We start from the raw sequence: 23,808 nt of genomic DNA, 5'->3' as shown, positions 1-23,808 counted from the left end.
AATCCCATGTCTATCACTCCCAATCCCCCCAACGAAAACCGTCGGGGCAGTGTGTTCACATGGGTCAATTCTCAGTGACAATTTATCGGCATACCGGGTCAGTTCTCAGTGACAATCAACAATTGGTATTCCTGCTGCTCTACGCACCGATCCTGTCGGCGGTCCTGTTTTCCTTCAGCGCTGACCGCTTCCCAAGCCTCGATATGTCCGGGTTCAGCACCAAGTGGTATGCGCAGGTCCTGACCGACCGCGCCATGCTAGAGGCCCTCGGCAACAGCCTGACGGTTGCGGGGATCACCGCGCTGATTGCCACAGCCCTGGGATTTGCCGCAGCCTATGCGGATTATCGTTTCCGGTTCTTTGGCCAGAAGGCCGTGCTGGCGCTGGCCTTGCTGCCGCCGACGGTGCCGCTGGTCATCCTGGGTTTGGCGATGCTGGCTTTCTTCTCCCGCATCGGCATTGCCGGCACGCTTGCGGCCGTGGTTGCCGCGCATGTCGTGATCGCCGCGCCCTTCGCGATGGCAGTCTGCCGTCTGCGGCTGGCGCAACTGGATGAAACGCTGGAAACCGCAGCCCAGAACCTCGGTGCCCTGCCGCATTCCGCGCTCGCCCGCATCGTGCTGCCGCATACGTTGCCCGCCATCCTCGCTGCCTTCCTGATCACCTTTGCCGTGTCATTCGACGAGTATGTGATCTCCTGGTTCACGGGCGGCTTGAACCAGACCATTCCCGTTGCGGTTCTGACCACGCTTCAGGGGCAGGTCGACCCGACCATCCACGTCATCGGCACATTGAGTTTTTCCGTCACCCTGACGCTGGTTCTGATCGCGCTTGCCGTGGTCCTGCGCCAGAGCGGCGGCGCCATGTCCAAGGAGGAGACATCATGACCAACACACATCTGAAACTGGCGGGGCTTGCCAAGTCCTATGGTAACTTCATCGCCGTCGAAGAGTTTTCGCTGGATATTGCGCAAGGGGAGTTCATCGCAATCATGGGGCCGTCCGGCTGTGGCAAGACCACGAGCCTGCGCATGCTTGCCGGACTTGAGACCGCAGACCGGGGTGAGATCACCCTTGCGGGCAACCGGATCGACCAACTGCCGGTCTGGGAGCGGGAAACCCCCATGGTCTGGCAAAGCCTGGCGCTGTTTCCCTTCATGACCGTGCGGGAAAACGTCGAGTTCGGACTGAAGATGCGCGGCGTTGCCGGGGCAGAGCGCCGCCGCCGCGCCGACGACTGGCTGGAACGGCTGGGCATTTCCACCTACGCAGACCGCAATGTCGCGCGTCTGTCAGGCGGTCAGCGCCAGCGCGTTGCCCTTGCCCGCAGCCTGGTGCTGGAACCCAAAGTGCTGCTCTTGGACGAGCCGCTTTCGGCGCTCGACGCCCATATGGCAATCAAGATGCAGGGAGAGCTGAAGAAGCTCCAGCGCGAGCTCGGTATCACCTTTGTCTATGTCACCCACAGCCATTCAGAGGCCTTTTCGCTCGCCGACCGGGTTGTCATCATGAACGCTGGCAGGGTCGAACAAATTGGCAGCCCGCAGGACATCTTCCTGCGGCCGCGCAGCAAATTTGTTGCGCGGTTTGTCGGTGGGATCAGCCTGCTGGAAGGAAAGGTTTCGGGCAACGAGGACGGCAAACGCTTCCTGGACACACGCGACGGCAAAGTCCGGCTTTCCCACAGCAGCGGGCTGGCCGAAGGCGCAGCCGCAGATCTGGCTGTGCGGGCGGACAGGATTTCCGTGACGGTTGAGCCGGGCTGGGGCGAAAACGAAATCGCCTGCACGCTGGTATCAGAGGAATTTGCCGGGGCCGTCGTCAATTTGCACCTGGAAACCGCATCTGGTCACAGCCTTGTGGCACAACTCCAACAGCGCGACCTAGAGCAGTTGGACGCAAGCATCGGCGCGCGGGTCTATGCGTCCTGGCACTCCGATGACGGCTTTCTTCTGGAGAGTGCGCGACAATCGGGGCCGGGTCCCAAGGTGAGGGCTGCATGAGGTCTGTTGTCGACAATACCGTGGACGCTCTGCGGCGAGCCGGGCGGGAAGGGGAGGTTTTTCTGTCCCTGTTGCCGGACCGTGCCCGTGCGGAAGCGCGTCAAAGCGATGATCGCATCGAAAGATTGGGCCCCCTGGATGGGAGCACGGTCTCTTGGAAGGATATGATTGCGATCAAGGGCGTCACCACGCGTGCAGGCTCCTCGCACTGGCGTGCGGAGGCGCCCGCGGCTGCGGATGCAGAGGTCGTAGATCGGGCCAGCAAAGCCGGTCTGGTCAGCATCGGCGTCACCAATCAATCGGAGCTGGCGTTCTCTGGCATCGGGTACAATCCGCACCACGGCACTCCGCTCCTCGACGGGCGGGTACCAGGCGGGTCCTCCTCGGGGGCTGCGGCCTCTGTTGCGCGTGGGATCACCCGCCTCGCAGTCGGCACCGATACTGCAGGCTCCTGCCGGGTGCCTGCGGCGTTTCAGGGCGTGGTGGGCTTTCGGCCCACGCGCGGACGGTATCCGATGAGCGGCGTGATGCCACTCGCGCCCAGCTATGACACGGTTGGCAGCTTTGCCCGTTCGGTTGCCGATATCATCAAGCTGGATGCCATTCTGTCCGGCGATGCAGCCCGCCCGGACGCGGCCAGCGGCCTTTCGGTGCTCAGCGACGTGCTCGACGGGGGCGGTGTTGCCGCGCCGGTCTCCCAGCGCTGCGAGGAGGCGGTGACAGCTCTCGAACAGGCGGGCGTCTTGATGGAGCACACCAGACAGTCGCCTTTGGATGAGGCGCTGGCGCTGATCCGCGCGGGCGGCTGGCCGGGCGCCATTGAGGCGGTCGAAACCTATGGGCACCTGCTCGAAACCGAGAACGCTCCTCACCTTGACCCTTTTGTCGCGGCGCGGCTGCGTGCGTCGGCCGGTCTGGACCCGGACAAGATCGCGCGCGTCAAACAGGGTGCCAGAGCGTTGCGCGAAACGGTCCGGGCCTCCGATACCATCTACCTCCTGCCGACGGTTGCCATCGAAGCCCCGCACTTGGCGCCGCTGCTGGAAGATCCCGAAACCTTTGCCGCAGCAAATACTGCGGCTCTACGCCTGACCATGCCAGCGAGCCTGCTGGATTTGCCCGCCATTTCTCTGCCAGCCGGGAAAACGGACGCGGGGGCTTGGGTGGGATTGCAGTTGGTCGGTCCGCCAGACAGTGACCGCACCCTGCTTGCCACTGCGGCAATGGTCGAAACGCTGCTGATGCAAAAGGAAACCCCGACATGATCCGTAACCCGATAGAATGGCCAAACGGTGCCCGATGTGCCTGTGCGATCACGTTTGACGTGGATGCCGACAGCCTGATCCACATCGCCCGTCCGGACGATGGGCACCGTCGCCTCTACCCGATCAGCATGGGCCGGTATGGTCCGAATTCCGGTGTGCCGCGTATTCTTGAAACCTACCGGCGGTTGGGGCTCAAACAGTCCTTTTTCATGCCCGGCTGGGTGATGGAGCAATACCCCGAAACGGTCGAGGCGATCCTCGCGGGCGGGCATGAGATCGGTCACCATGGGTATCTGCACGAAGACCCTGCCGAACAGAGCGCCGAGGAACAGACCTATTGGTTCGAACGCGCGCTTGCGGTTCACCGGCAGATGACCGGCACCACCCCGCGCGGCTATCGCGCCCCGGTCTACAATGTCACCCCCGAGGTGCTGTCGCTCGCGGTGAAACACGGGTTGACCTACGAAAGCTCGATGATGGCGGACGATCTGCCCTATCGGATCGACACCGCATCCGGGGCTCTGTTCGAATTGCCGGTGCATTGGGGCAGCGATGACTGGCCGCCTTTCGCTCATTTCGACGAGATCGGCTACAAGATGCCGGTGATGTCGCCACGCCGCGGGCTGGAGGCCTCCTTTGAGGAGTTTGAGGCGCAATACGAGGCTGGCGGGCTCTGGATCGGGATATGGCACCCGTTCCTGACCGGGCGGCTGGCCCGCTGGCGGGTGGTGGAGCGGTGGCTTGAAGAGGTGCTGTCGCGAGGCGATGTCTGGTTCGCACCGCTGGAAGAGATCGCCGCCTACGCCGCAAGCCAGGAGGCCGAAGGGGCTTGGCAGCCGCATCGTGAGCCCGCAGCCCCCTACACGCATCCCGTCCTGATGGAGAAATGATGATGGATAACCTCAATACCCCGTTTGATGCCGCACAGCCCGACGGTGAGAACCCGAGCGCGCATCAGACGCTTGCAGAGGATGGCCGCCTCAGCCCCAATACCACCTACACCATTCCCGCCCGTCAGGGCCGGGCGATGCGCGTGAAAAAGGGAGAGCTGCTGTCGGTTATCAACCGCGACGGCAGCCAGATCGGCGATTTCTGGGCCTTTGCCGAAGGTGACTGCAACGAATATCTGTCGATGGAGCACCTGCGCCCGACACTGCGTCGCATTTCGCCACGTCCCGGCGACGCGCTGGTGACCAACCGGCGGCGCCCTATCCTGACACTGGTTGAGGACAGCTCGCCCGGCGTTCACGACACGCTTGTCGCGTCCTGTGATATTCACCGGTATGCCCAACTTGGACATCACGGTTATCACGACAATTGCACCGACAACCTACGCATGGCGCTGGGGGCAATCGGCTTACGTCCGGCATCAGTACCTTGCCCGCTGAACCTCTGGATGAACACGCCTATCGTCGAAGGTGGCGCGATGGAGTGGCGGCCCCCTGTCTCGACCAAAGGGGATCGTGTGCTGTTCCGCGCTGAAATGGACGCTGTGGTGGTGATTTCCTGCTGCCCGATGGACCTTCTACCGATCAATGGTGAAGATGCTGAGCCAAGCGCGCTGGAGGTCAAGCTGCACCGGAAGCCCGAATGAACCTGACTGCATTACGAATTGATGGCGCGGATTTCGATCCGCGCCATCTAGCTTTACCGTTTCAAAGGGTTGTTTCAGGCCGCTTGCGCCGCCCCACCGGCCAGTTTCACGGCCAGGTCGCGGGTACGGGCCTCTGCCGATTCAACCGACGCCTCGTGACGTGCGTCTTTGAATTCCTGATATTCGATAGCGACCGTCTCGATATCCGCCTGCGCGACGCCGAAGTAATGCGCACAAGCCGCCAGAGCCGGGTCAAGCGCGTTGAGATGGGCCCGCACACCACCTGGGGCAAAGCCGAATTCACCACGCGACGACAGCACCACCAGCCGTTTTCCCGACAGGATCGGCTCGATCGGCGTGTCGCCGCGGGCAAGGTCAAAGGAAAAGGTCCGACCGATCCGCGCGATGTGGTCGATCCAGCCTTTCAGGGCGGTCGGCATTCCGTAGTTGTACATCGGCGCGCCCAGGACGATGATATCCGCCGCGATCACCTCATCGACCAACTCGTCGGACAGCGCCAGACGCTCTTTCATCCACGGCTCACGTTCGTCGGAGGGGGTAAAGGCTGCATGGATGAATTTATGGTCGATCGCAGGAACCGGGTTCAGGCCGACATCCCGGGTGATCACTTTCGTGTCCGGTGCCTGAGCCAGAAAGTTATGAGTGAACAACCCGGTCAGATGACGTGTGAGGGAGCGTTCTTCAAGCTGGGCGCTTGCATCGATTCGCAACAGAGTGGGCATGGGCAATCTCCTGAGTTTATGCACTGCGCATTACGCCTACCAAGCGGCCAACCCTCTGGCGAAGGCGAATTTTTCATGGTCAGGATGAATGAAATTCACCCTGGCTCCACCCCGAACGGAAAGGATTGAACCGATGCGGCGCCTGCCTCCGCTCCACGCGCTACGTGCTTTTGAAGCCGCCGCCCGGCATCTGCATTTCGCCCGAGCCGCGGCCGAGCTTCACCTGACGCCAACCGCGATCAGCCACCAGATCCGCCAGCTGGAAGAGATCCTGGAGGTGAAACTCTTCCACCGCTATCCGCGCCCGATCCGCCTGTCGGCAGAAGGCGCGGCATTGTATCCGGTGCTGCGCGAGAGTTTCGACCGCATGAGCAGTGCCATCGCAGGGATTTCGCAGCTGGATACGGACCGCCCGCTGACGGTTTCCGTCACGGTGGCTTTTGCCAGCCTCTGGCTCATGCGGCGCCTGCCCGCATTGCGCAGTCAGACCGGGCTGAACCTGAAGGTCGAGGCCGACAACCAGCCGGTAGACCTGTCCGGTAGCGATGTCGACTTTGCGGTTCGCTACGCAGTCCAGCCGCAGCCCCAAGATCATTGGCTGCCGCTGTTCGAAGACAGCCTGATACCGCTCTGCGCGCCGGAACTGCTGCGCCGGACTCCGATCAACGATGACGCCGGTATTTTGCGCCTGCCGCTGATCCAGTACCGCTGGAATTGCGGCGCGGAAGCGTCGCCTAGCTGGCAGCGCTGGTCTCACGCAGCCGGGCTCGGGGGGGAGGTGCCGGAAATCACACAGCACTTTTCCGAGGAAATCAATGCCATTGACTCGGCGCTTGCAGGTCAGGGCGTGGTACTCGCTTCTAGCGTGTTGGCTGGCGCCGCTGTCGCAGCCGGGCACCTAGTGCGCCTGTCTGACGCGGTTTTGCCCGGCAGAACTTTTTGGGCGGTGAGCCGCAGCGATCATCCGCGTTTTGCCGAAGTGGAGCACTTTGCTTCATGGGCGCGTGCTTCCAGTTAGCCGCTGCATGCGCGTAATTCCGGAATATCCTGCGGTAAACCAAGCAAGACTTTAAAGGTTATGGGAGTAACGTTTCAATCCAATGAGCTCAGGCAGGTTATCAGCTCATGCTTTCGAAATGGCTTTGACAAAAAGCCATTCATGCCGTTTTCAGTACAGGCTTTTATGTCGCTTTTCTGTGCATTTGCGGTCAGCGCAATAATCTTACACGGTGCTCGCCCGGTATCTTTCTCGTGTTTGCGGATCCTTTGGGTCGCTTCGAGGCCGCCCATAACCGGCATGGAAAGATCCATCAGTATCAAATCGTATTCCGAAGCGAGATAGGCCTCAAGCGCGAGTGCTCCATTCGCTGCAAACTTGAGATCTACACCTGATTTATTGAGCATTTTTCCAACAATCAACTGGTTGGTCAGATTGTCCTCGGCCACGAGTATTCGCAGTCCGTTCAGCCCTTTCAAATCGGTTGTCTCCGAAAAAACGGCTTCATGGGTGATACCTGTAGCTAACCGATCTGGCGATGGCGTCTCCTTTACTGCTGTGGAGATGTCGCCTGTCGAAGCCTGCGCCGTCAGGTCAAGCGATACGATAAAAGTCGAGCCTTCGCCGGGCGTAGAATCGACCGAGATCTCTCCCCCCATGCGCTCAACAAGTGCCTGTGAAATCGCGAGCCCAAGACCTGTGCCTTCCGAGACCGCTTTGGGCGAACCACCTGCTTGTTCAAAGGCTGAGAAGATGCTGCGCAGCTTGCTTTTCTCAATTCCGCAGCCAGTATCTGAAACCTGGAACCGAAGTGGGCCTGTCTGTCGCCCGTGATCATGGGAAACCGTGACTGAAACATGCCCTTCTTCAGTGAATTTTATCGCGTTACCTATCAGATTCAACAGGACTTGACGGACTTTGTTGACATCCCCGATGAACGTTGATGAGACGCCTTCTGGATAGTTCACACGAAAATCCAGCCCCTTGTAGGCCGTTTTTGCGGAAAGGAGTACTGCAATGTCCTCAACAAGAACACGCAATGAAAAAGGTTCATTCCGCAACGAGACCTTGTCCGCCGTTATCTGCGAATAATCTAACACCTCATTGATGATTTCCAGCAACGCATTGGCAGAATTGAAAATTGTACTCGCAAATAGCGACTGCTCGTGATCCAAGTTGGTCTCTCGCAACAACTCACAGATACCAAGAATGCCGTTCATAGGGGTCCTGATTTCATGGCTCATATTGGCCAAAAACCGTTCTTTGGCCTTGTTCGCTTCTTCCGCCTTTTCTTTGGCTATCCTGGTAAGCTCCAAAGCCGCGTCACGTTCGCGTTCAGAAGTCAGATCTTCCATTGAGCCAACGAGGTGAGTGAGCCGTCCCGCTTGATCAAAAACGGGGGTCATCGTGTTCCGAATGTATCGGGTCCCCGAAATGGCCGGCAAATTGATTTCATAGGTAGTTTCTTTGGCAGAACGCACCACGTCCTTTTGAACAGCAAGCGCTCGTTCTCCAGTAGAACCACCAAACAACTCTAAAGCTGACTTCCTGAACCAACCGTTCTCAGGGAGCTTGGCCATTTCCCGAGACCGCTTGTTAATCGCGATGTATCGGGGGATTCCGTCGTCACCGACCTCCAAAACGATTACAGCTATGCCCACAGCATCCAAAATGGCATAGAGTTCGTCTACTTGCAGTCGCTTCACGCGTCATTTCCTCTGCGCATTAGAACACGTGCCCGACTATCTGGGCGCCGAGTACATACCTGAACCCAACCTATTATCAAGTTTCTCCTAACCAAATTTAAATGTGGCTGCCGCAACATCGCGAGTAGGCTGCATTATTTGGCTGACAAGGCTCACTTTGGATACGGACTGCGCCAAATGGAGGACCTTGAGTACATTCCTGAAGACTGTTTACAAATTGTGCCTAGATTTTGCAAAGCCGACTTCCTGCGCAAAGCCTTCGTCCACGCCATGGTGCCGTCGCGTGCCACGCAAGGGAGACAGGTGCCGCGGTAAATAGCCATCGCCGACGGAGAAAAATCGCGGTATGAGGGCACATGAACCATACAGACACATTTGAGATCTTCCTGACTGCAGCGCCGGGGCTTGAACCTGCCCTGCTGGCCGAAGCTAAAGAAGCGGGCTTTGTCGCTGCCAAATCCGTTCCCGGTGGCGTTACCGTCCAGGGCGACTGGCGCGAGGTCTGGCGGGCGAACCTGTGCCTGCGCGGGGCTGCCCGCGTGCTGGCGCGCATCGGTGAGTTCCGCGCCTTTCATCTGGCCCAGCTGGACAAGCGATCGCGCAAATTCCCCTGGGGTGACATCCTGCGCAAGGATGTGCCCCTGAAGGTGGAAGTGACCACCAACAAGAAATCCAAGATTTATCACGCCGGGGCCGCTGCGCAGCGGGTTGAAACTGCATTGGTAGAAAGCTTTGGTGCCAGCCTATCCAAAGACGCGGCGCTGACGCTCAAGCTGCGTATTGATGACAATATGTGCCAGTTCAGTGTCGATACCTCGGGCGAGGGGCTGCACAAACGCGGCCATAAATCGGCCGTGGGCAAGGCGCCGATGCGGGAAAACCTGGCGGCGCTCTTCCTGCGCGATTGCGGCTTTGATGGCGGTGAGCCTGTGGTCGATCCGATGTGTGGCTCTGGCACCTTTGTGATCGAAGCCGCCGAAATTGCGCTGGGTCTGGTGCCAGGGCGCAGCCGCGCCTTTGCCTTTGAACAGCTGGCCAGTTTCGACGCCGAGGCCTATGCGAGGCTGAAGGCCGACCTGACCCCGGCGGATGTGGATATCGCGACGTTGCACTTTTACGGCTCTGACCGCAATGCGGGCGCTGTCGAAATGGCCAGTGCCAACGCAGAGCGCGCCGGTGTAGCCGGGTGTACGACATTCAGCCATCAGGCGGTCAGCGACCTGATGCCGCCCAAGGGCCCGCCCGGACTGGTCATCGTCAACCCGCCTTACGGCGCCCGGATTGGCAACAAAAAGCTGCTCTTTGCCCTCTATGGTGCGCTGGGTAAAACCCTGATGGAGCGGTTCTCAGGCTGGCGAGTGGGGATTGTCACCAGTGAAACCGGGCTGGCCAAGGCCACCGGGCTGCCGCTTTTGCCCCTGTCTGCTCCGGTCGCGCATGGCGGTCTGAAGATCAGGCTGTTCAAGACCAAGCCCTTGCCGTGACGCCCAGCGTGCCACGGGGGGAGGGGCCACAGCGGCAGCTCTGCCAATTTCGGGCCGATGGTGCGGCACGATCAAAACCGACAGCCCTGCGCCCCGTCGCGTGTGTATTGAGGTCTCGTGGGTATTGAATAGGCAGGGTGCGCAGGTCTTTGGCCCTAGGGCGCGGCTGGCGGGCCTTCTGCCGGGGCGCGCGGCGAAAGGTGGGGCGCCATGATGCGGCCAAACAGATCAACCATTTTGGTGATGATTTCCGGGTCACGTTCATAGGCCGCCTGGCTGTGCAGTCCGCGCATGAAACTGCGGCAGATCGACCAGAGCAAAGAGAACTCTTTGGCGTGGGCAGCGCTGGCTTGGTACAGATGGGCAATATTGCGGTTGAAATCGTCATTGTAGGCCCAAAGCGCTGGGGTAATACGGGCGCTCAGGGCAGGATCGGTGCGGGCCGCCACCAGGATCTCCATCAGGGCGCGTCCCTCGCGGGTGTTGATCACCCGGTGCCATAGGTGTTGCAGCTGATCGGGGAGGGTGCCCATCTCGGGGGTGGGTTGCAACAACTGGGCCTCTTCGGTAGGCGAGGCCGGGCCGCGCACTGGCGCCAACAGTTGCAGCAGTGTCTGCACCATGATGTCTTCCTTGCTGGGAAAGTGATGCGTCAGAGCGCCGCGCGATACGCCAGCAAGCTGCTGCACCCGGTTGATTGAACATTCCGAATACCCCACCTCGTCCAGGCTGGTGATCACGGCTTCCAGAATGCGGCTGCGGGTCTGGGCCACGCGGCGGGGCGTGACGTTCGGTTGGTCTTTGGTTCCTGCGCCCATCTGCCTATCCTTTTTGCAGAATCGTAAAACAGAACGCATGGTCTGTCCAATCAGCTGTTGGGGATCGGACGCAGCGGCATTTGATTGAGACAGAGTGCGGAAGATGAGGGAGAAGACCATGCAACAAGCGAATGATTTTCGCGCCGAAAGCCAAGCCTTGGCGGCGGTGCTGCAGGATCTGCCAGAGGCAGATCTGCACCGGGTGACCCAGTTCAAGGATTGGACGATTGATCACGTATTGGGGCACCTGCACCTGTTCAACGTGGCGGCCGAGACCGCGTTGCAAGGGGCCGGGCCGTTTGATGCCTTCATCAGCCCGATCTTGGCAGAGATGCAGGCGGGGAAATCGATCCTGCAAAGCCAGTTTGGCTGGCTCGATGGGCTGTCAGGTCGGCCCCTGTTCGAGGCCTGGCGTGCCGGTGCCGATAGCTGCGCCGATGCCTATGCTAAAGCCGACCCCAAGCAGCGGGTGAAGTGGATTGGTCCGGATATGAGCGCGCTGAGCGCGATTACCGCCCGCCAGATGGAGACCTGGGCCCACGGCCAGGAGATCTTTGATGTGTTGGGGATCGACCGGATAGAGCAGGACCGGATCCGCAATATCGCCCATCTGGGGGTGTCGACCTATGGCTGGACCTTTGCCAATCGCGGTGAAGCTGCGCCAGAGCCTGCGCCCTATGTCGAACTTACCGGCCCGTCCGGGGCGGTCTGGACTTGGAACACCCCGCAAGAGGATAACCTGGTGCGCGGTGCAGCGGTCGAATTTGCCCAGGTGGTGACCCAGGTCCGCAACATTGCCGACACCAGCCTGGAAACCTGCGGCGCGGCGGCGGCGCGCTGGATGGAGGTTGCACAATGTTTTGCAGGACCGGTGGAAACGCCCCCCGCCAAAGGGGCGCGCCACCAACAGCGGGCCTAGCTCGCTGGTGGCTCTGCGTCGGTCTTGTCGTTCAGGCGGCGCCAGGCGGCGATCAGCCCCTCTAGCGCCATGCGCGTAGGGTCGGCCTGGGTGACGGGCAGCCCCTGGGCCGACAGGGCGGCCAGATAGGGGGCCGCCATATGGTCGGAACCAATGAGGGCCAGATTTTGCCCCAGCCAATAGGGCCGGGCTGCTGACAGTTCTGCCCCCAGCAAATAGCCCCAAAGCCTGCCAGAGATTTCGGGGTTTTGCGCCGCCTGCAGCTGATGGTTTGCATGTAATTCGGCCAGTCGCGCGGCAAGGCGTTCGGGGCGCGACATGGTTTCGGCCACGGCGTCCTTCAGGGCGCTTTCAGACCAATCGTCGTCAATGGATAATTGCTGCGCCAGGGCGGCCTGGAGACCGCTGGACAGGGTGCTTTGAAAACTGACCACTTCGACGGCGCTGACCTGAACCCAATGGGTGACAGCACCCGGCAGGCAGATCACCCCGTCCCATTTCGGGTTGAGCGCGAGAAAGCCGCCAACCTGCGCGGTGTTGCCTTGCATCAGCGCCAGGGGGGTCTTCTGGCGCAGACCGGACAGGGCCAACAGGTGCCAAGGGGCAATATCCAGCTGCACTGGTGCCAGTTCCGCGGGCTTGGCGGGGACCTCTACCGCTGCCGCCTGAGAAAGACCACAGGCCAGAATTGGATCGCGCGTCGACACCTCTGCCTGTTGAAGGGCGGTCAGCAAATCCTGCTGCGCATCGGATTGGCTGCGGAGGGTGCTATGGCGTTGCACAACCTCGCGTGCCGACATGGTCCAAAGGGTGACCTCGTTGCTCCCAACCCATGCGGCGGTCCAGTTGTTTTGGCTGTGGGCTGAGCACATTGTCTTGCTCCCTTTGTGAAACGTGTCGGGCCTGAGGCCTGCCTTCAGGATGATCGCCCGTGTCATAGCCTGTGCTGCGCCGGTTTCAAACCCTCTTGGGCCAGCCCTGTTGCCGCCCTCTGTTTGCTCTGCTTCCCAGCATCCGAGGCAAAGGCCGCAGCGCGGGCCTGAGAAAAGAGGCGTCAGGCACGTGTCAGGAATCAGGCAATTTGAGGGTCGAAAAAAGGGTATGACCTTCGTCGATTGCAATCATTTGGGGATAGTTTTGCGGCGAGAGGATGGATTGTTTCCATTTTCGCGCGACCTGGGCCTGATTTTGTCATATTTCCTATCCTTTAGTTATAATTTTCGCAAAAATGGCTAAATTGTAGATGTCATCGAATGCTGTCGCTTGAATGAGCGACGCGGCCATTGGGCCAGGCATCTTATCAGGCGCGAAGCATGTGGGGGCATGTTTCGAGACACGCTTTGAAGGTGACGATATAGCCCGCTTCGCTGCTGTTGTGGGCAATAGGACATTTGAAAGCCGAGGTTTCCAGGGGGGCAATCCCTGGGACACCAGTATTGAGTGCAGGGGAATACGATGAAAGATTTCGTCTCGGAAAGAGTGGAGCAGGTATGGGCTCTATCTGGGCTGCCTTTGCAGATCTCAAAGGCTTCGCAAGAGCGTCCCATGGGCGGCAGCGTTGCGCTGATCACAGAACAGAAGAAAACGGCCTATTCAGTGGTCGGTAAGCGGGTGCTGGATCTGACCCTTGTGGTATTGGCGTTGCCGGTGGTCCTGCCTGTCGTCGTATTTTGTGCGCTGATTTTGTGGCTGGAAAGCGGCCTGCCGTTTTACAGCCAGGAACGCCTGGGCCAAAATGGCAAGCGGTTTCGCATCTACAAACTACGCTCCATGGTGCGGGACGCGGATGCGCGGTTGCAAGGATATTTGCAAAACGACCCCAAGCTGCGCCATGAATGGGAGACCACCCAAAAGCTGAAATCTGATCCGCGCATTACCCGGATGGGGCGCATTTTGCGCATGACCTCTCTGGATGAATTGCCGCAACTCTGGAATGTCTTCACCGGAGAGATGAGCCTGGTTGGCCCGCGCCCGATGCTGCCCGAGCAATTGCCGCTCTATGGGGAGCCTTTCGCCTATTTTACCGTCAAGCCTGGCATTACCGGGATCTGGCAGGTCTCTACCCGCAACGAGAGCAGCTTTGCTGCGCGGGCGACGGCCGATGCCAGCTATCTGCGCCAAATGGGGCTGCGGCAGGATCTGCGCCTGCTGTGGCGTACCATCGGCGTGGTGGCCAGGGGCACGGGATATTAATCTCTATGTGGTTGAGTGTGGCCGTCACAGGCCAAGCCCCGAGATCAGGATCTGTTGCGCGGCAGTATAGGCGGTTTGGCACATGGGCACAGCAACCAGATGGGCCGGTCAGAGGTTTGCAAGGGCAGGAATTATGAGGGTAGCATGTGTGGGCCCCCAGAACAGGACGCGCGTCGCCGGGGCTGTGCCGAGTATTGGCCAGGGCATTTTGCGGCCCTCAATGTTGGATCTGTCAGGAGATGACGTATGAAGCATTTTGCAGTATCAGCCCCAGTTGGTCGTCCCATCGGTCGTCCAGCCGGCGGCGCTGCCAGCGACGGGCCAGCGCGCGCTTTTGAACCGGACGGTGAGGATCGCATGACGCAACAGGGATTCAAGAGGTTTCGCCGCCGTAACCGGCAGTCCACGTCGGACCAAGCAGCAGACCAACGGCCAGAACCAGCTGCAGAACCATTTCTGGACCGCGGATATCAACCAGAGCCTGAGGCTGAATTCGGGCAGGAAAATACTGCGCCTGCCGCCAAACCGGCGGCGGCTGTAGAAGATGTGCCCGTGACAGGCCGACGCCGACGGCCGCTAAACCTGGCAGCGCAATCGCGTGTCGATATCATACAGCCACCAATGGAAGTGTTGCCAACCCGCTTTGATCCCTGGAATCAGATCGAACAAATTCCTTTTGATTTTGGCGGGCCAAAGGCATCTCGCCTGCCTTTGGTGAGCGCATTTCGGGCCTCGCCAACGGCGCGTGCCTTTGATCTGTTGCGTACCCGGCTGTTGCACAGCCTCAATGCGCATGGCTGGTCGCGGGTCGCAGTTACCAGCCCCAGGGCGGGCGGCGGAACCACCTTCTGCGCGGTCAATCTGGCGCTTAGCCTGGCGCGGGTTCCCGAAAGCCGCAGCCTGTTGATGGATATGAACTTTCGCCAACCCGGCGTTGCTCAGGCGCTGGGCATTGCCCCACATGGCAATATGGCAGCGTTCCTGGCACAAAAGGCGACCTTTGATCAGCATCTGCAACGCCTGAGCGATACATTGGCCGTGGGCAGCAATAGCGCGCCAGATCAAAATGCTTCTGATTTGTTGCATGATCCCCGCGCGGCAGCGGCCATTGCAGATATGATAGAGGCGACCAGCGCCGAGACGGTACTGTTTGATCTGCCACCGGTTCTGGAACATGATGATGTTGCTGCCTTCTTGCCGCAGGTCGATGGGGTGCTGCTGATCTCGGATGGCACGCGGACCACCGCCGCAGAACTTGCGGCCTGCGAAAAGATGCTGGCCGGGCACGCGCCGCTGCTTGGGGTGGTGCTGAACCGGGCCGAATAGACAGAACACACATAGGGGGCGTCCTGACGATCACTGGCGCGGCTGGCTGGCCATCAGTTGACCCATGCCGGTCACAGTTTTGCCCGGTTGCTATGATCTAGGCTGGGGTAACCGTGACCCAGTGCCGGGTACGCGACCACAAAGAAAGCAGAGCCATGGGGCCTATTTTTTCACTGACGGATTTCTTCCGTATGCTGCGCCGCCGCGCCGCCGCGATTGTCTATGTCATTGTATTAGGTAGCATTCTATCGCTCTGGCTGGCGCTGAATCAGCAGCATATGTACGGTAGCACCGAGGTGCTGCAGGTCACCCGCCCCACTATTGCAGATGATTTGGCGCGCTCTACCGTCGAGGGATCTTCGGCGCGGCGGATGCAGTTGATCGAACAGCGCCTGATGGCGCGTGGTAGCCTGCTGGAGATCATCGAAAAATTTGGCCTCTATCAGGACCAGCCAAGCCTAACCTCGACCGAAAAGGTTGTGCGGCTGCGTAACGCGGTCAATATCACCGGGGTGGCGGCGGCGCGCGAAGGCTTTACCGACGACGGCACCATTTCGGTTCTGACCATCTCGGCGACGATGCCAACGGCTCTGCAGGCGCAGCAGGTGGCCAGCGAATTTGGCCGCCGCACCATCGAGCTGAGCGTCAGCAGCCGGATCGAACAGGCCCGCGAAACCCTGAGCTTCTTTGCGGAAAAGGAAGCGGCGCTGAGCAGTCAGATCGCCGTGCTGGAAGATGAAATCGCGTCCTTTCATGCGGCCAATGACGTGGTCCTGCCTGGGACGGTCGAATTTCGCCGCAGCGAAGTGACGGCAATCAACCAGGGCCTGCTGGATATCGCCCGTGAAAAGATCCTGATCCGGCGTGAGGCCGATCAGGCCAGCGCCACGGAACGCCCGGCGACTGCACGCCGTCTGCTGGCCGAAGCGCAGGAACAGCTTGAAACCCTGGACGCCCAGCATGCCCTCTTGTCGCAACGCAAACGCGAGCTGGAAGCAGCCCTGCAGACCACGCCCGAAGTGCAGCGTCAGCTGGGGGCCTATACCCGGCAGGTGCAGGCCCTGCAGGGAGAGCTGGAAGTGGTGTCAGCCCGGCGCAACGAGGCCGAAGTCGGCTTTCGTCTTGAAACTTCGCGGCAGGGAGAGCGCCTGACCGTTCTGGAGCCTGCCGGATTGGCGGATTATCCCTCGACCGGATCACGCAAGAAAAAGGCCGTGATGGGGGGCGTGGCCAGCATTCTGGTGGCGTTAGCGGTCGCCTTTGCGCTAGAATTGCGCACCCCGGTTCTGCGCACGGCAAAACAGATGGAGCGCGAAACGGGCCTGGAGCCAGTGGTTGCGATCCCGGTGTTGCGCGCGGCATCGGGGCGCGGTGCCGGGCTTTTGGGACGCTTGTTCTCTGGCTTGCGCGGCAGGGGCGCTGTCCGACTGCAAAAAACAGCCCGCCGCTGATTTGCTCCTCACCACTGTTGATTAACCTAGTGGAGGCACCAGGGTGGTGACCAGGGTCTGTATCCGCCCGAAATGCCAATAGATTGCGCCGGTGCCACAGATCCCGGCAAGGATGGCAAAAAGCAGATCATGGACCGGATCCCAGGCTTGATGCCTGCGCGCCAGCCATATCAGTACCGGATAGGCCACCAGCATGCCCCCACCCATGGCGACAATCCCGCCGGGCAGGCCAAACCACAGGGTTGCCAGTAAAAACAGGCCCGTTTGCAGCAGCGCCCGGCTGGCAGTGAAGACAAAAAACGAGCGGCTATCCCCCGCAGCCAGTGCCGCCTGATCATAGGTCATGGTAATCACCGCAGGCACCAGCGCCAGCGAGATCAGCACGATCATGGCCCCCGCCGGGGCATAGCGCGGATCATATAAAACATCGACCAGCCAGGGGCCAATCCAGGCCATCAGCAGCAGCATCGACAGGATGGCACCGGTCAGCCCTGCCCGCAGCAGGCGCTGTTTGCGCCGATTGGCCGGATCGGCCGAAATGGGCTTGTCGCGGTAGACCGGGATCATCAGCCGCTGATTGATGGCATGCCCCAGAAGCATCGGAAAACTCGCCAGAAAAAAGCCGATATTGTAGATCCCCAGGACCTCAAGCGAGACGAATTTCCCTAAAATGGCGCGATCCCCCTGCGAGGTCAAAAACCAAAAGGCGGTAGACAGAAAAATCCACTTGCCAAAGCGCACCAGCTCCTTTGCGGCCGCAGGCTCCCAGCGGAATTGGTTGCGCCGCCCCGGCAGGCCATAGTGGGTCAGCATCAGCTTGGCCGCGGCCTGGATCACCCCGCCCAGCACCAGGGCCAGAACAGATCCGCTGATCCAGGCCAACAGCACCATGCAGCCAATGCCAATTGCCTGCGCGCACAGATCCAGCAGGGTGACGCGCCCCACCAAAAGGTGGCGGTGTGCGGTCTCGATCCTGGTGGGGAAAAAGCCGGCAATCGCCAGGCCAATCCCGGCGATCGGCAGATAATACAACAGCTCTGGTGCCGCGTAGAACCACGCCATCGGCCATGCCAACGCCAGAGTCAGCAACCACAGTGCAAAGCCGCGCAGCACCTGAAGGCTCCAGGCGGTGTTGAGGAATTCGGGATCGTCGCCGCGGGCGTTCTGCGCAATTGATGGACCAATCCCAAGGTCCGAAAACAGCGACAGACCCACCGTGACGACGGTGACCAGCGCCATCAGGCCAAAGGCCTCGGGGAAGAGCAGGCGCGCCAGGATCAGATTGGCGGCCAGTCGCAGGGCCTGACTGCTGCCATAGCCAATCATCAGCCAAGAGGCCGAGCGCAGCACCCTGGCCAGCAGTCCCGTGCCCCAAAAACGCTGCGCCATCTGTTTCATGTCTTCTCCTGCTGGCCATTCATATGGGCCATGGTGGGGCGGCTGCCCCTGCGGTCGTTTGGGCGGATTTTGCGAGGCTATGCAGTGCGTGGAGGGGCGTCAATTGCTGCGGCTGCCCTGGGTGAATTCATGGTAGGAAAGCGGCGCGCTGGCAAGACAGTCTGGCAGCTGGTGGGCCATTGCACCAGCTTTGAAAACAGGGGCTGTATTTTGCGAACCCGATCCGGGAAAGCCCCCTAGGCAAGCCGCAATAGAGCCGCTACGCTGACCAGGTACTGGCTGACCGACGGGAGCATGAGCCTTTGATAATCGCTTATATCCTGAACAGTTACCCGCAGCCGTCCCATAGTTTTATCCGCCGCGAAATCCAGGCGCTGGAACGTCAGGGCCTGACCGTGCTGCGGCTGGCCATGCGGCCTGGCTCGGCACCACTGGTTGATCCGGGCGATCAGGCAGAAGCGGGGAAAACACACTATGTCCTGCTGGCGGGTCCCTGGCACCTTCTGGTGGCGACACTGACGCAGGCAGCGCGTGCACCAGTGGCCTGGCTGCGGGCTCTGCGGCGGGCAATCCGGCTGGGCCGGGTCTCGCAGGTTGGGGTGCTGCGCCATCTCATCTATCTGGTCGAGGCCTGCTATGTAGCACAGCGATGCCGGGCGGGGGGAATTTCCCATCTGCACGCCCATTTTGGCACCAATGCCAGTACTGTTGCCTTGCTGGTGCAGGCACTGGGGGGGCCGGGGTACAGTTTCACCACCCATGGTCCAGAAGAGTTCGACGCGCCGCTCGCCCTGTCGCTGGGCGAAAAGGTCAACCGGGCGCGCTTTGCCGTGGCGATCAGCAGTTTCGGCAAGAGCCAACTGAGCCGTTGGGCGGATTTCAGCGCCTGGGAGCGGCTGCATGTGGTGCATTGTGGCATTGAGCCGGCGCGCTTTGATGCGCCTGCCTCGGTGCCGCAGGGGGCGCTGCGCTTGGCGGCCATTGGCCGCTTTGTCGAACAAAAGGGCCAGATGATCCTGTTGCAGTCGCTTGGCGAGGTGGTGAAGACCCACCCGCAGGTACATCTGTCGCTCATTGGGGATGGCGAAATGCGCGCCGAACTGGAGGCTGCGATCACCGACCTTGGGCTGCAAAACAACGTCACCCTGACTGGTTGGCTATCAGAGGCTGGGGTGCGACAGGCGTTGGCTGAGTCGCATGCGCTGGTCATGCCCTCCTTTGCCGAAGGTCTGCCGATGGTGGTGATGGAGGCCATGGCGGCCGCGCGTCCGGTTCTGGCCACCTATATTGCGGGCACGCCCGAGCTGGTCTTGCCGGGCCAAACCGGCTGGCTGGTTCCCGCGGGCGAGGTGGGTGTTCTGGCCCGTGCCATCACCGATCTTGCTGAAACACCGCAGCCCAGGCTTGACGCCATGGGGCAGGCGGGGCGTGCGCGCGTGTTGGAACGCCATGACAGCGACCGCGAGGCGGCGAAACTGGCGACGCTGTTTGCCGCAGCAAGCCCCAAGATCTAGGATATAGATCCCGCGTTCAGCGGCCTCGGGTCCAGCGCTGAGTTGATCGAAACAGCGGTGTCTTTACGGCCAGCGTGACCAGTGCATAGGCGGCAAAACCAGAGGGGTCCTGCCCAAACAGGTGCAGGGTTTCGCGCCAGTTCGGGTTCGCTTTGTCATCATTTTCCAACAGCTTGGGGTGGGTCTCCGCCAGTTCCGCAACACCCGCGTTTTGTCGCCGCCTGACGCGGGTCAGATTGCGAAACCCCTCTACCAGTGGCCAATGATACTTCCCCGGCAGCTTGATCCGTTCGCTGGGGCTAAAGGACAGCCGGGCAAAACTGTCGTCTGCAATAATGTCGGGCCAGTCCTGCCAGCGCCGCCGCCCGGCGCGGTTCATTGCAAAGAGCCCAAAGCCAGGCACCCCCTGTTGCACAAAGGGCAGGCGCGTCCAAAACCGGCCATAGGCCCGTGTCAGGGCGCTTTGGGCTGGGGCAATCTGGGGGGTGCCGCTGGCATAGCGCGGCTGATCGGTGCTGAGCGCGCGCGTGAGCTGGCCAATCAAGGCGGGGTCTACCGTGACATCTGCGTCCAGATAGATCAGCACCCGGCCGCGCGCCACCGCATCGCCTGCATTCAGCGCCTTGAGTTTGCCGCCTTCGGGCAGATCCAGGACGGTGAGGTGCCAGTGGGGGGCCTCTGCCCTGGCTGCGGCAAAGGCGGCCCTGGCATTTGCAACCGTGGCGTCGTTGCAGCCATTGGCCAGCAAAAGCACCTCTCCCTGCTGACCTTCTGGTAGCGGATCAGAGGCAAAGACGGCTTGCAGGCAGGACGCGATATAGGCGGCCTCATTATGGGCCGGGATCAGGATACTGACCTGAGGCGCGGTGGCGGCATGCGGGACAGAGCGGGGCGGCGAGGTCATTTCACCGCCTCCAATGCGGACCAGCGTGGGTTGCTGTCGCTGAGGCTGCGCAGCGCCCCCCAGCTGCCCCATTTCCCCGGCACGGAGACATCGGCATAGGCGGTGAACAGACTGCCGCCCAGCTCCTGCCAGCGCGCAAGCAATTGTGCGTAAAGCGCGCCCATCTGGGGCGTATAGTTGAAATGGGTGAAAAATCCGGTGAGCAGCGCATCCTCGACCATGGGGCCGATACCCACCACATGGCTGCCGCCTTCATACATGATCAGATCCAGCCCATGCCGATCGGCAACCTCCTTGTGGTAGGGCAGCACCCGGCCGAGCAAATCGCTGAGCGTATCGGTAGCATCGCCGGTGACCAGACCGTCGGTCAGCTCTATCGCGGCCTGTTCGCTGGCGACATCGTATTGATGCGCCGCGATGAAAACGCGGGCGGCATCGCCACGCAGGCCTTTTGCGGCGGCGGCCTGTTGGGCGTGTTGCTGGCTGTCGCCAATCCAGGCGCGCACAATGGGCGCGCGGTCTTTCACCCCCAGGATGCCGCCAAAATAGCCGGTCACCGCATAGGCATCGAAATAGCGGGCAGGGGGCAGGCGGTCGGCTTCTTCCGCCTGCCAGAGCGGCGCTGTCAGGATTTGTTCTTCCAGCCCCAGCCAGCCGGTCTGGGTGGCCAGAACCCGCACCAGCCGCGTTGGTGGCGCACTGTCAAAGGCCGCCCCCCAGATCTGCGCGACCTCGGCCGCACGGCCGCCATAGAATTGCATCCACAGCTCTTTGCCGCCCCAGCGGGCCTGCGCCTGTTCGTCCGCCCAGCGGGCCTGATCGAACTGCCAGTTCCATACCTCGTTGGAATATTCCACATAGGTCTTGAGGTCCGCGTCCAGATCCGCCGCTACCTGTTTGGCAAAGTTGCGGATATAGCTGTCATCGGCCTGATGCGGCATGTTGAACCAGGGATCAGTGCCCAATTGATTGGCGAGCTCCAGCATGATCTCCAGTGGCACGCCCTTGCGCGCCCAGGAATAGTCGCGGACCCTGGGCCGGTCCTCCCAGCCGATCAGCGGTGAATTATTGGTCTGCATCCAATCCATGAAGCGCAGCGCGGCAAAGCCGTCCAGCAGATCAAGCCAGCGCGGATTGAAGATCTCGCCGGCGGCAAAGGCCTCTTGCTGGTCTTCCCTGACCACGGTGATATTGCGCGGATAAGTGCCATCGCGGCCAATGCGCTGCAGGCGAATTTCAACCGGGCCGGGTCCGGGGGTGTAGTCAAACGACACCTCGCCCTTGCCATAGCGCTGATTGTGCGCCCGGCCTGAGACTTCGACAATGCCCTGGCCCTCAAAGCGCAGCACATAGCGCCCGGCCAGCGATTGCGCAGTTTCCGGCAGGTCGGTCAGGATCACCGTCCCGATAGAGCCAAGCTCGGGTGGCAGTGCAGTCGGCCAGCCGTCGGGATCAAGGTAGCCGGCTGCCCTCAGGTCGGCCTCTGTTGCGCCGCCCCACTGACCCGGCAGGTGCCCAACCCAGGGGCGCGCTGTCTTGAAATGATCCAGGAATGGTGCCTGTGGGCTCCAATCGGCCAGGGGCATCAGGTTCATGGCGATGGGCTGGCGTTCCGGGGGCGGCGCCTCTGAATGGCGTGGAGAGCTTGCCTGCGGCACAGGCTGGGCCACAGGCCCATTGAGCTGCGCCATAGCGGGCTCTGCCGGTGGCGGCGGTGGATCCTGCGGCAGCGCGGGCGAGGCAACATCTGCGCCCTGGGCGGCGGCCCAGGCCAGCTCTTGCAGGCGCGCGGCCAGTGCGGGCGCTGGCGCGGCAAAGGCCTTGCCCCATCGGTCATGCAGCTGATGCGGCAGCCCGCGTGGATCCTGCCCGGACAGCACCACATATTGCACCAGGCTGAGGTAATAAAATCCAATGGCATTGGGGTGGATATCGTCGGCAAAGACCTGCGAGATATTGCGCAATCCCGGCACTGTTCCGGCCTGAATGGCATCATCCAGCCGCGCCATGGCCTGGCCGGCGGGCAATAGGCGAATATCGCCCTGCGTGCTGTTGTTGACCTCGTCCACCAGGGCCTGCCAGCGCGGCAGATCCTGCTCTAGGCGGTTGCGCCAGGGCTGGTCGGCCCCATCATCAAACTGCACCTGCACGCCGGTGCCACTGGCAAGACTGTGCCAGGTTTCCTGCAGGTAAAAGCGCACCTCGGGATTGGTGGCGCGGGCGCGCTCATAATACTGGGTGATGGCCTGTTCGGTGCCGCTCCACTTCAGATGATTGGCCAGGGGAATGGCTTCGGTCACGATGACCACATCCACCGGGGCGGCAAGCCGTTGCCGGGCGTTGATGCCCTCGGCACTGTCGCCATGTTGCCAATTGTAGCTGAGCGGTGCGCCATTGATGATCTGGGCCTCGACGGTGATTTTGGCCGGGGCGGCGGACTGTTCCGCCAGCAGCTGTTGCAGCATGACCGGATTGTCAGGGCCAAACAGCGAATGCCCCACCATCAATACCGATGTGATCAGGGTTTCCAGGTTCATGGGTCTGCCGACGCCTGGGCGCCCCCCTTGGCGGCAAAGCCGCTGCGGGGCTGGGCTTGAACCACCTGCCAGACAATGCGTTGAATCTCGGCGGCCCCCTGTGCCGACAGGGCCTGCGCTGGGAGGCCGTTGGCGCGGGTCAGCTGATGCGGCAACCCCAGCGGCGGGCGCAGGTAGAGCACTGAATAATGGGTCAGCGCCACCACATAAGCCCCCAGATCATTCAGGTGGATGGTATCAATGCCACCTTGATCATTGCGGCTAAACAGATCGCTGCGTGCCTTCAGCCCGTCGATCTCGCCTGCTTCGGCGGCGCGGGCAACAGCCGCCATCACCTGTCCAGCCGGGATTAGATAGGCGGCGCGATCGGGCGTGGCGCGGCTGTCCTTGCCGGTTAGTTTTTCCAGCCAGAGCGGTGCCAGATCCTGCGCGATCCGGGTCTCCCAGCCTGCCGGGTCATCCAGGTGGTGCCAGGTTTCATATAGAAAGATCTGGGTATCGGGGTTGCTGCTGCGGGCCAGATCGGCCCAGCGGTGAAAATACTCTGCCCCGTCAAAATAGCGCAGGGCGTCGCGCAGCTCGACCATCTCGGTCAGGACTACGGCGTCATATTCACCCGATCCAATGGCGCTGCGCGCGTCACGGTAGGCGGGGGAGCTGTTGGCGGTGTCAAAGTCGCGGATCGCCAGTTCCGGCTCCCAGTGTTCTTTCAGTGCGGTACCAGAACCAAGCTGGCTGTTCCAGATATGCCCCTGGGGGGCCAGTTGTGCCAGCATGTGCGGCACCTCCGGCCCGACCAGGGAATGGCCAAGGTGAAAGACCGCAAGCGGCGCCTGTGGGGGTTCGCGTGTCGCGACCGGCGGCAGCGGCGCAGGGGCAAACCAACGTATCAGGGGCCAGAGCACCAGTGCGGTTGCCAGCGCAACAAGAGCCATAAGGGTAGGGCGTGTCCGCATT

General features: G+C 61.2%; 20 protein-coding genes. 12 read left to right on the top strand and 8 right to left on the bottom strand.

All coding sequences use genetic code 11. The features are described from left to right. The first annotated feature begins 59 nt into the window (after positions 1–59). The 5 genes from P2081_RS03250 to P2081_RS03230 are packed head-to-tail and all read left to right on the top strand — an operon-like array spanning position 60 to position 4,861. Entirely contained in the window at positions 60–887 is an 828-nt protein-coding gene (locus P2081_RS03250; RefSeq protein ID WP_278921457.1) for an ABC transporter permease, read from the top strand. Continuing rightward, positions 884–2,002, top strand: a complete 1,119-nt coding sequence (locus P2081_RS03245) for an ABC transporter ATP-binding protein (RefSeq protein WP_278921430.1) — start codon at positions 884–886, stop codon at positions 2,000–2,002. The genes P2081_RS03250 and P2081_RS03245 overlap by 4 nt, the downstream gene beginning before the upstream one ends. Continuing rightward, entirely contained in the window at positions 1,999–3,267 is a 1,269-nt protein-coding gene (locus tag P2081_RS03240) for an amidase family protein (RefSeq protein ID WP_278921429.1), read from the top strand. The genes P2081_RS03245 and P2081_RS03240 overlap by 4 nt, the downstream gene beginning before the upstream one ends. Then, positions 3,264–4,157, top strand: coding sequence for a polysaccharide deacetylase family protein (locus tag P2081_RS03235; protein ID WP_278921428.1), 894 nt, complete (start codon positions 3,264–3,266; stop codon positions 4,155–4,157). The genes P2081_RS03240 and P2081_RS03235 overlap by 4 nt, the downstream gene beginning before the upstream one ends. A gap of 2 nt (positions 4,158–4,159) precedes the next feature. Beyond that, the gene (locus P2081_RS03230; protein ID WP_278921427.1) at positions 4,160–4,861 is read left to right on the top strand and encodes a DUF1989 domain-containing protein; all 702 of its coding nucleotides are present in this window, start codon (positions 4,160–4,162) and stop codon (positions 4,859–4,861) included. A gap of 74 nt (positions 4,862–4,935) precedes the next feature. Here P2081_RS03230 and P2081_RS03225 read toward each other — a convergent pair whose 3' ends face one another. Continuing rightward, entirely contained in the window at positions 4,936–5,604 is a 669-nt protein-coding gene (locus tag P2081_RS03225; protein WP_278921426.1) for an FMN-dependent NADH-azoreductase, read from the bottom strand. Between the two features lie 88 nt (positions 5,605–5,692). Here P2081_RS03225 and P2081_RS03220 point away from each other — a divergent pair, with 88 nt between their 5' ends. Beyond that, on the top strand, positions 5,693–6,622 hold the full coding sequence (locus P2081_RS03220) for a LysR substrate-binding domain-containing protein (RefSeq protein WP_278921425.1): 930 nt from the start codon (positions 5,693–5,695) through the stop codon (positions 6,620–6,622). Positions 6,623–6,696: 74 nt separating this feature from the next. Here P2081_RS03220 and P2081_RS03215 read toward each other — a convergent pair whose 3' ends face one another. After that, entirely contained in the window at positions 6,697–8,307 is a 1,611-nt protein-coding gene (locus P2081_RS03215; RefSeq protein ID WP_278921424.1) for an ATP-binding protein, read from the bottom strand. 356 nt (positions 8,308–8,663) lie between these two features. On the opposite strand from P2081_RS03215, the gene P2081_RS03210 reads away from it, so the two are divergent. Then, positions 8,664–9,791, top strand: a complete 1,128-nt coding sequence (locus P2081_RS03210) for a THUMP domain-containing class I SAM-dependent RNA methyltransferase (protein ID WP_278921423.1) — start codon at positions 8,664–8,666, stop codon at positions 9,789–9,791. A gap of 155 nt (positions 9,792–9,946) precedes the next feature. Here P2081_RS03210 and P2081_RS03205 read toward each other — a convergent pair whose 3' ends face one another. Then, on the bottom strand, positions 9,947–10,609 hold the full coding sequence (locus P2081_RS03205; RefSeq protein WP_278921422.1) for a TetR/AcrR family transcriptional regulator: 663 nt from the start codon (positions 10,607–10,609) through the stop codon (positions 9,947–9,949). Between the two features lie 118 nt (positions 10,610–10,727). On the opposite strand from P2081_RS03205, the gene P2081_RS03200 reads away from it, so the two are divergent. Further along, a complete protein-coding gene (locus P2081_RS03200) occupies positions 10,728–11,528 on the top strand; it encodes a TIGR03084 family metal-binding protein (RefSeq protein ID WP_278921421.1) in 801 nt (266 codons plus the stop codon). On the opposite strand, the gene P2081_RS03195 is transcribed toward P2081_RS03200, so the two are convergent. Then, entirely contained in the window at positions 11,525–12,400 is an 876-nt protein-coding gene (locus P2081_RS03195) for a 2-dehydro-3-deoxygalactonokinase (protein ID WP_278921420.1), read from the bottom strand. The two genes, P2081_RS03200 and P2081_RS03195, sit on opposite strands and share 4 nt — an antisense overlap. A 673-nt stretch (positions 12,401–13,073) precedes the next feature. Here P2081_RS03195 and P2081_RS03190 point away from each other — a divergent pair. The 3 genes from P2081_RS03190 to P2081_RS03180 all read left to right on the top strand — a co-directional run bounded on the left by P2081_RS03190 (position 13,074) and on the right by P2081_RS03180 (position 16,498). Then, positions 13,074–13,721, top strand: a complete 648-nt coding sequence (locus tag P2081_RS03190) for a sugar transferase (protein WP_278921419.1) — start codon at positions 13,074–13,076, stop codon at positions 13,719–13,721. Positions 13,722–13,967: 246 nt separating this feature from the next. Further along, a complete protein-coding gene (locus P2081_RS03185) occupies positions 13,968–15,047 on the top strand; it encodes a CpsD/CapB family tyrosine-protein kinase (RefSeq protein WP_278921418.1) in 1,080 nt (359 codons plus the stop codon). 155 nt (positions 15,048–15,202) lie between these two features. Then, positions 15,203–16,498: a GumC domain-containing protein gene (locus tag P2081_RS03180; protein WP_278921417.1), complete on the top strand. Its 1,296-nt coding sequence runs from the start codon at positions 15,203–15,205 to the stop codon at positions 16,496–16,498. Positions 16,499–16,519: 21 nt separating this feature from the next. Here P2081_RS03180 and P2081_RS03175 read toward each other — a convergent pair whose 3' ends face one another. Continuing rightward, positions 16,520–17,896: an oligosaccharide flippase family protein gene (locus P2081_RS03175; RefSeq protein WP_278921416.1), complete on the bottom strand. Its 1,377-nt coding sequence runs from the start codon at positions 17,894–17,896 to the stop codon at positions 16,520–16,522. Between the two features lie 302 nt (positions 17,897–18,198). Between P2081_RS03175 and P2081_RS03170 the strand changes: the two genes are divergently transcribed. Then, on the top strand, positions 18,199–19,410 hold the full coding sequence (locus P2081_RS03170; RefSeq protein ID WP_278921415.1) for a glycosyltransferase: 1,212 nt from the start codon (positions 18,199–18,201) through the stop codon (positions 19,408–19,410). A 16-nt stretch (positions 19,411–19,426) separates the two neighbouring features. Here the strand turns inward: P2081_RS03170 and P2081_RS03165 are convergent, their stop codons facing one another. Genes P2081_RS03165 through P2081_RS03155 form a run of 3 tightly spaced genes read right to left on the bottom strand, consistent with a single transcriptional unit; the run spans position 19,427 to position 23,807 of the window. Next, positions 19,427–20,314 (bottom strand): glycosyltransferase family 2 protein, encoded by an 888-nt coding sequence (locus P2081_RS03165; protein ID WP_278921414.1) that lies wholly within the window; start codon positions 20,312–20,314, stop codon positions 19,427–19,429. Further along, a complete protein-coding gene (locus P2081_RS03160) occupies positions 20,311–22,851 on the bottom strand; it encodes a hypothetical protein (RefSeq protein WP_278921413.1) in 2,541 nt (846 codons plus the stop codon). The genes P2081_RS03165 and P2081_RS03160 overlap by 4 nt, the downstream gene beginning before the upstream one ends. Further along, on the bottom strand, positions 22,848–23,807 hold the full coding sequence (locus tag P2081_RS03155; protein WP_278921412.1) for a hypothetical protein: 960 nt from the start codon (positions 23,805–23,807) through the stop codon (positions 22,848–22,850). The genes P2081_RS03160 and P2081_RS03155 overlap by 4 nt, the downstream gene beginning before the upstream one ends. Position 23,808 lies beyond the last annotated feature (1 nt).

It is taken from the genome of Pseudophaeobacter profundi, from assembly GCF_029697505.1.
Taxonomy (GTDB): domain Bacteria; phylum Pseudomonadota; class Alphaproteobacteria; order Rhodobacterales; family Rhodobacteraceae; genus Pseudophaeobacter; species Pseudophaeobacter profundi.
This window is presented reverse-complemented; position numbering and strand designations above follow the sequence as displayed.